The 4,190-nt window shown below is 66.0% G+C and carries 6 protein-coding genes and 1 pseudogene; 6 read left to right on the top strand and 1 reads right to left on the bottom strand.

What is annotated here, in order from left to right:
• The 6 genes and pseudogenes from lmeA to AC2VOG_RS15130 all read left to right on the top strand — a co-directional run.
• The coding region (gene lmeA / locus AC2VOG_RS15105) for a mannan chain length control protein LmeA (RefSeq protein ID WP_486940694.1) at positions 1–593 on the top strand (593 nt) is incomplete at its 5' end.
• A 61-nt stretch (positions 594–654) separates the two neighbouring features.
• Positions 655–1,068 carry a thioredoxin family protein gene (locus AC2VOG_RS15110; protein ID WP_486940698.1) on the top strand — a complete coding sequence of 138 codons (414 nt, stop codon included), beginning with the start codon at positions 655–657 and terminating at the stop codon, positions 1,066–1,068.
• Positions 1,069–1,275: 207 nt separating this feature from the next.
• Positions 1,276–1,737: a DUF4395 domain-containing protein gene (locus AC2VOG_RS15115; protein ID WP_486940695.1), complete on the top strand. Its 462-nt coding sequence runs from the start codon at positions 1,276–1,278 to the stop codon at positions 1,735–1,737.
• Between the two features lie 90 nt (positions 1,738–1,827).
• A pseudogene (locus tag AC2VOG_RS15120) lies at positions 1,828–1,994 on the top strand (sulfurtransferase); the annotation flags it as partial.
• Between the two features lie 2 nt (positions 1,995–1,996).
• Positions 1,997–2,299, top strand: coding sequence for a DUF1416 domain-containing protein (locus AC2VOG_RS15125; RefSeq protein WP_486940696.1), 303 nt, complete (start codon positions 1,997–1,999; stop codon positions 2,297–2,299).
• Positions 2,300–2,484: 185 nt separating this feature from the next.
• Positions 2,485–3,117: a heme-binding beta-barrel domain-containing protein gene (locus AC2VOG_RS15130; RefSeq protein ID WP_486940699.1), complete on the top strand. Its 633-nt coding sequence runs from the start codon at positions 2,485–2,487 to the stop codon at positions 3,115–3,117.
• Between the two features lie 241 nt (positions 3,118–3,358).
• On the opposite strand, the gene AC2VOG_RS15135 is transcribed toward AC2VOG_RS15130, so the two are convergent.
• On the bottom strand, positions 3,359–4,190 hold an 832-nt coding region (locus tag AC2VOG_RS15135), incomplete at its 5' end, for an aminodeoxychorismate lyase (protein ID WP_486940697.1).

Raw genomic sequence — 4,190 nt, forward strand, 5'->3', positions numbered from 1 at the left:
AGGATGTGGAGATCAAGGCCGGCGCGGTGGAACGCCCACTGATCGGCAAAGCCACGCTCGAGGCCACCATGTACTCGGTCGACCTGACCGATGCATCATGGCTGATCAGGCCAGATGCCACGTTGCCGGTCGGCAGGCTGGAGAGCCGGATCATCATCGACTCGCTGCATCTGGGTCGCTACCTGGGCATTCGGGACCTGATAGTCGAAGCCCCGGCCAAAGACACCAACACAGCGAGCGGCGGTACCACCGAATCGGGGATTTCCGGCAGCCACGACCTGGTGTTCAGCGGAACACCGAAAGCCTTCGGCAAACGGGTCAGCGTCGCGGTCGATCTGTCGATGGCCGGCACCGACAACACCACGCTGGTGTTCACCCCCACCGGCGTGCTCACCGGCCCCAACACCGCAAATCAGAGCGTGCCGGACGACAAACGCGATGCGGTGCTCGCCGCCTTCGCCGGCACGTTGCCCGATCAGAAGTTGCCGTTCGGCGTGGCGCCGACCACCGAGGGCGCCCGAGGCTCCGACGTGATCATCGAGGGTGTCAGAACGGGATTAACAATCACCCTCGATGGGTTCAACCAGGCATGACCTGCGTCCGCGGCGATTACCGCAACAGCGCACTCCGGGAGCAGCGGCCGGGGCGGTGCCCATGACGGGAGCGGTGGTGGCGGTTCTCGCAGCGCTGGCGGGGGCGGCGATGGTCGGCTGGCTGATGACCCGCCGGTCGGGCGCCGTCCGCGCGACTGACCCCGCCCGGAATCTCGACACCACCGGCTTGGGCCTGTCGACGGCGGGGCCGACCGTCGTGCATTTCAGCGCATCGTGGTGCGGACCCTGCACGCAGGTGCGTCGAGTGGTCGACCAGGTGTGCGCCAGTCTTGAGCACGTTGCGCACGTCGAAATTGATTTGGACGCCAACCAGGCCGCGGCACAGCGCCTTTCGGTATTGTCACTGCCCACCACGTTCATTTTTGATGCCGACGGCAAGCAGCGTTACCGCACCTCGGGGGTGCCGAAAGCCGATGACTTGCGATCGGCTTTGGCGCCTCTGTTGGCCCGATGACGCCGCCGTTGGGTACGCTGTCCGGTATGTCCGCCCGCGTTGAGCTCTCGCTCACTCGTCGCCGCGCAGTTGTGCTGTGCCGCGTTGCGGGCTGCTGTTGTTGTAGCTGCTGAGTAGCCGCGCCTTCTCGCGCCGCGCTCGGAGCAACCAGATCCCCGTGGCGTGTCGCCACATCAGTCGTGCCTAGAGCAATTCAGGAGCAGCATCATGTCGGATCCCAAAACCGCTGGTCAGGTCGACGTCCGGGGGCCACGCTTCGCGGCCTGGATCACCACCGCGGTCCTCGTAATCGCCCTCATCGTCTCCGGAATCAGCCCATTCGCCGCCGGCGAGATCTTGGGCGTGCAGTCCATCGTCTTCGCGATCGGCGCGCTGGCGGGGCCTCAAAGCCACCCGTATGGCCGGGTGTTCGCGAAACTGGTCGCACCGCGGCTGAGCCCGGTACGCGAGCGTGAGCCCGTTCCACCGCTGAAGTTCGCTCAACTGGTCGGATTGATCTTCGTCGCCCCGGCTGCGATCGGGTTCGTCAACGGCGCCGTGCTGTTTGGCGCCGTGCTCACCGCTGCGGCGCTGGCCGCCGCATTCCTGAACGCGGCCTTCGCCATCTGCCTGGGCTGCCAGCTCTACCCGCTGGTGGCGCGCCTGAAGCCGGCGCAGAGCACCACGTAGCGATCGAAAGGATTCCTCATGGCGCGCTCCGACGTGCTGGTCTCCGCCGACTGGGCCCATCTCGATGCCGATCACGCCGGCGCGGTCAAGCTGGACGGCTCGAGGGAAACGATTGCGACCTGTCGAATCGGGGAACGTTCGTCGCGTACCCGGTTCGTCTTTCAGGAATTGCTGCGACACCGGAATGTCAAGACTACGACAACAGTTGGACGGAATACGGCTTCCTAAAGGGAGCCCCAATCGAGTTGGGATGCTGATGATGTGCTCTGCGCGAAAGCAAGGACAGACTCTGCCGGCCAGCGTCGACCTGGAGAAGGAAACGGTGATCACCGGCCGGGTCGTCGACCGTGAGGGTGAAGCCGTGGGCGGTTCATTCGTCCGACTACTGGACTCCTCCGGCGAGTTCACCGCCGAGGTAGTGGCCTCAGCCACCGGCGACTTCCGATTCTTCGCGGCGCCCGGATCGTGGACGCTGCGTGCGCTATCGGCCGCCGGCAACGGCGACGCGATCGTGGAGCCCACCGGCGCCGGCCTCCACGAGGTCGACGTCAAAGTCGCCTGAGAACTCCGTCGCACTAGACTTGTCATCGTGGTGCTGTTCTACGAAATCTTGCTAGTCGCGGCCGTCGTGGTCATTTCCTGGTTCGCGCTGTACGCACTGTATCGGCTACTCACCGACGAATCGTGACCGCCGGCGACGACGCGAAACACGACGACGACGAACGCAGTGACGACGACTCCGTTCGGATTCCCGGCTCCGGGGATCGCGCCGTGGCGGCGGCCATCGCGCGCGCGAAGGAGACCGCGAACCGCAACATCCCGGTCTTCGACGATCTTCCAGTCCCCGCCGACACCGCGAACCTGCGCGCGGGCGCAAACCTGAACGATGCCCTGCTGGCGTTGCTGCCGCTGGTCGGTGTGTGGCGCGGTGAGGGCGAAGGCCGTGGGGCCGACGGCGACTACCGGTTCGGCCAGCAGATCGTCGTGTCCCATGACGGCGGTGACTACCTGAACTGGGAGTCCCGCTCATGGCGGGTGACCGCCGGCGGCGCGTATGAATCGCGCGACCTGCGCGAGACCGGTTACTGGCGCTTCGTCAACGAGCCCGACGACCCGTCGGAGTCACAGGCGATCGAACTGCTGCTGGCGCACTCCGCCGGCTACGTCGAACTGTTCTACGGCCGCCCGCTCAACCAGTCGTCGTGGGAGCTGGCCACCGACGCGCTGGCCCGCAGCCGGTCGGGCAGGTTGGTCGGCGGCGCCAAGCGACTGTACGGAATCATCGAGGGTGGAGATCTGGCCTACGTCGAAGAGCGGGTGGATGCCGACGGCGGGCTTGTGCCGCATCTTTCGGCGCGGCTGTCGCGTTTCGTCGGTTGACGGGCTGGCCCAGAAAAATGGGCAGCCCCCGAGCCGTAGTTTCAGGTTGGACGAACCGGAGGCTCGGGGGCCGGGTAGCTGCGGGGAATTCGCCAGCGCAGTGCTGCTGGTTATTTCCAGTTCGGGTACCGCGCTAGCGGACAGCCACCTCACATGTCCAATAAACTGTCAATTTCTCGGACCACCTCCCTTCCTGTGTAAAGGCGAAGCTACCCGCCGACCGGAACGACGACAACCGATTTCACCGATCGCTGACAATGGCGGCATCAACCATTTCGGCGAACTCCGTGGTCAGCGGAGCACGCGGCAACAACCGACCGTCAAGAGTGTGCACGCGGGCGGCCAGCGTCATACTCGACACCAGCCAAATACCCTGCGCAGCAAATAGATCGGCAATGCGCAGGGCGCGATAGTCGCAGTCGTAGCCCTTGTCGCGGGCAACGCCGAACAACGCCTGCTGCGTGGTGCCGCGCAGGATCGGATACCAGGGCGGCGGGGTCAGCAGGCACACGTTGCCGTCGGCGCCGGCGGTGGCGATCACCACTGTCGAACGCGGGCCTTCCAGGATGTAGCCGTCCGAGCTGACGAAGATGACATCGCCGGCGCCATGCCGGTCGGCGTGCCGCAGCGCAGCCATGTTGACGGCGTACGACAGCGTCTTGGCGCCGGCCAGTAGCCACGGCATGGCCTCGACGCCGGCCGACGGCAACTCGCGGGGCAGCGTGATCGCGGCCAGTCCCTCGCGGCGGACCGTCGCGATCCGATCGGCGACCGGGTTCACGGTCACGTATGCGGTTGGCGCCGAGCCGCTCTCCCGGCCGCGGCTGTAGACCAGACGCATGGCGGCCTCGGCGTCAGTCTGGCTTGTCCACTGCTTTACCGCCTGGTTGATCGCGCGCCGCCAGGCGGTCGGGTCCGGCGATGGCAACTCGAGAAGTTTGGCCGAGTGGACAAGCCGATTTAGATGAGCCTCGACCAGACACGCACCACCGTCGCGGACCAGCAGAGTCTCGAACACGCCGTCGCCGCGCACCGCGGCGAGGTCGTCGGCGAACAGCAGCGGCGTCCCCGAC

The sequence above is a fragment of the Mycobacterium sp. TH-M11 genome, assembly GCF_057473725.1.

Coding starts and splice junctions, on each gene's coding strand:
- AC2VOG_RS15110 (WP_486940698.1), top strand. CDS start 655: ATGACGGGAGCGGTGGTGGCGGTTCTCGCAGCGCTGGCGGGGGCGGCG.
- AC2VOG_RS15115 (WP_486940695.1), top strand. CDS start 1,276: ATGTCGGATCCCAAAACCGCTGGTCAGGTCGACGTCCGGGGGCCACGC.
- AC2VOG_RS15125 (WP_486940696.1), top strand. CDS start 1,997: ATGTGCTCTGCGCGAAAGCAAGGACAGACTCTGCCGGCCAGCGTCGAC.